Raw genomic sequence first — 3488 nt, forward strand, 5'->3', positions numbered from 1 at the left:
GGAGGTCAGAAGGGCCAGGACCGTGGCCTCCTCCTGGGGCGGACAATGCCGCATGACCGAATACGGAACCGGCACGTGGTCGCGGCAGGCGCTTTTGGCCAGAAATTCCAGGAGCTCCACCTCGTGATGCGGCCCCGGCTCCACCCGGGCATACGTTTTGAGCGTCCAGGCGTTGTCCGCCACCATGACCATGTTGCCCCGGGCATCGCGGGAAAAACGGGACGACGCGCCCATGGCCCCGGGCGGACGGGCTCGGGACAGGTGCGCAACCGACAGCTCCTCCTGCCCCGCCAGGGTCTTGCGGCCCCGGGCCATGGCCGTAAAAAGGGCCGTCCGGGCCGAGCTTACGGCAAAACCGTTGACCAAAAGGGCCTGTTCCCCGGCCAGTCGGCCCCGGGCGGCCACGGCCCCGGGATATTCCCCGGCCAGCCGCGTGGCGGCCTCGCCCTGGCACAAGGTCAAAAGCAGGGGCATGGTCACGGGCGTCCCCTGCCTGGCGTACACGGCGGCCAGAACCAGCCACACCGGGTCGTCGCCCCCGCCGGGCAGGACATGGACGGCGGCCGTCTCCACCCGCAACAGGCCGGACAGTTCGGGGAAAAGCCGGGGAAGATAGACGGGGAGCACCCGTTCCGCCAGGGTGCGGCGAAAACGCCGTCCCACCTCGCCGCCGTCGATTTCGGGAAGCTCCACCTCGGGGGGCGTCCACCGGCTGCGGCCACGCCGTCCACGCCGCGCGGCGTCCGCGTCCGGCGCCTGGGGCGGCGTCAGGCGGAACCAGAAATAGCTGTGGAAGCCCAGGGGCAGCACATAAGGCGTGTCGCGGATGACCGGGAAGCGGGTGTTGCCGAAGACCTCCACGGGTTCGCACCCGGCGTGGGCCGACAGATCCATCTCGGCCACCTGGGGATAGCGCGACAGGTTGACCACCACCAGGATGACCTCGTCGCCCAGGCGGCGCACGAAGGACAAGACCTTGGGGTTGTCGGGCAAAACGAACTCCATGCTCCCCCGGCCCAGGCAGCGCAGGCGTTTGCGCATGGCGATGACCCGGCGCATCCACCACAGAAACGAGGTCAGGTTGTGTTCCTGGTTCTCCACGTTGACGGCCTGGTAGTGGTATTCCGGGTCGATGACCACGGGCAGGTACAGGCTGTGGGGGTTGGCCCGGGAGAACCCGGCGTTTTTGTCCGGGCTCCACTGCATGGGCGTGCGCACCCCGTCCCGGTCGCCCAGGTGGAAGTTGTCGCCCATGCCGATCTCGTCGCCGTAATAGATGATGGGGGTGCCGGGGAAGGAAAACAGGATGAAGTTGATCAACTCCAGCCGCCGCCGGTTGTTTTGCATAAGCGGGGCCAGCCTGCGCCGGATGCCCAGGTTGATGCGGGCCCGGGCGTCCTTGGCGTAGACCCGGTACATGTAGTCGCGCTCCTCGTCGCTGACCATCTCCAGGGTCAGTTCGTCGTGGTTGCGCAAAAACATGGCCCACTGGGAGGTCTCGGGGAGGGCCGGGGTCTGCTCGAAGATGTCGAACAGGGGAAACCGGTCCTCCATCATAAGCGACATGAAGATGCGCGGCATGATGGGGAAGTGGAAGGCCATGTTGCATTCGTCGCCGCGGCCGGTCCCGAAATAGGCCGCCGCGTCCTCGGGCCACTGGTTGGCCTCGGCCAAAAGCATGCGGCCGGGATATTTCGCATCCACATACGCCCGCAGCTCACGCAAAAAGGCGTGGGTCTCGGGCAGGTTCTCGCAGTTCGTGCCGTCACGTTCGAAAAGATACGGCACGGCGTCCAGACGCAACCCGTCCACGCCCATGGACAGCCAGAAGTCGAGAATCCGAAGCATCTCCTTTTTGACCCGGGGATTGTCGAAATTGAGATCCGGCTGGTGGGAATAAAACCGGTGCCAGTAGTAGGCCTTGGCCTTGTGGTCGAAGGTCCAGTTGGAATGTTCGAAGTCCTTGAAGATGATCCGGGCGTCGGGGTAGCGGGCGGGGGTGTCGGAAAAGACGTAGAAATCGCGCGCCGCCGAACCGGGTTTGGCCTTGCGGGCGGCCTGGAACCAGGGGTGCTGGTCCGAGGTGTGGTTTAAGACCAGCTCCGTGATGACCTTCATGCCCCGGGCGTGGGCCGCGCGCAAAAAGGCCCGGAACTCCGAAAGCGTCCCATAGTCGGGGTGGATGCCCCGGTAGTCGGCGATGTCGTAGCCGTCGTCGCGCCGGGGCGAGGGATAAAACGGCAGAAGCCATATGGCCGTGATCCCCAGCCGCTCCAGGTGGTCCAGACGGCTGGTCAGGCCCGCAAAATCGCCGATGCCGTCGCCGTTGGCATCCATGAAGGCCTTGATGTGCAGTTCGTAGATGACCGCATCCTTGTACCACTGCGCGTCGGTCTCACTTTCCGGTGTGCCCTGCGTCGTCATGGTCCGTCCCCGCCTCGTTTCTTTCAGCGCAGGCGAATCCTGGCTTGCCGAGCATCATCCTCCGGTGTTTTCGGCCAGGCGTCAAGGCGGCCGGTCCCCATGGGCATGGCCGCCCGCCGGACGAAAAACCCTCTTGATTGTTTGCCCGGCATCTGGTTTGTCTTTCTTCCCATGATCGTCAAACTGACCCTGGAAAACTTCCTGGCCCACGGCGCGAGCGTCTTCGAATTCGCCCCGGGCCTAAACGTCCTCACCGGTCCCAACAATACCGGAAAATCCGCCGTGGTCGAGGCCCTGCGCTGCCTGGCCGAAAACCCCATCCCCAAGCACGTCATCCGCCACGGGGCCAAGGAGGCCCGGGTGACCGTGGAGCTTTCCGATGGAACCCGCGTGGCCTGGGTCAGAAAGCCGAAATACGCCGTCTACGAGCTTACCCCGCCCGGGGCGGCCGAGCCGGTGACCTACGCCAAGTTCGGCCGCACCCCGCCCGAGGACGTCCTGGCCGCCCTGCGCCTGAACCTCGTTCCCGTGGAAGGCGCCGACGACATCGACGTGCACCTGGGCAACCAGCGCGAACCCGTGTTTCTGCTGGGCAAGCCCGGGTCGATCATGGCCTCCTTTTTCGCCGCCTCCTCCGAAAGCGCCCACCTGATCGCCATGCAGAACCTGCTCACGGACAAGGTGCGCAAGGCCAAAAACGAGAAGCGCCGCCTGGAGGCCGCCGCCGACGTCGCCCGCCGCGACCTGGACCGCCTTTCCCGCCTGCCGGACCTGGAATGCGCCCTGGAGGCCGGACGCGACGCGGAAGACCAGCTTGCCGTCCTGGCCCGGGACATCCCGGCCCTGGAAACCGTCCTTGCCCGCCGCGAAAGTCTCAAACGCCGCCTGACCGCCCTGGCCGCCAGGACGGCCGTCCTGCAAACGCTTGCGCCCGCGCCGCAGCCCTTTGCCGCCGCGCCCCTGGCCCACGCCGTCGAGCGGCAACGGGCCTTGGATCAGGCCCGGACCCAGTATATGGCAAAACTGATTTTATATTTTCAATTTGAAAATGTATTTTACATTCA

Annotated in this window: 2 protein-coding genes; one reads left to right on the forward strand and one right to left on the reverse strand. The window is 65.5% G+C overall.

Annotated elements, in window-relative coordinates:
• Window positions 1-2424: maltose alpha-D-glucosyltransferase (treS, locus tag V3572_RS10335; protein WP_332110908.1), on the reverse strand; the 2424-nt coding region annotated here is incomplete at its 3' end.
• Between the two features lie 99 nt (window positions 2425-2523).
• Between treS and V3572_RS10340 the strand changes: the two genes are divergently transcribed.
• Window positions 2524-3488 (forward strand): AAA family ATPase (locus V3572_RS10340; protein ID WP_332110910.1); only part of this gene is annotated, 965 nt, incomplete at its 3' end.

Source organism: Desulfolutivibrio sp., assembly GCF_036584575.1.
Lineage (GTDB): Bacteria > Desulfobacterota > Desulfovibrionia > Desulfovibrionales > Desulfovibrionaceae > Desulfolutivibrio.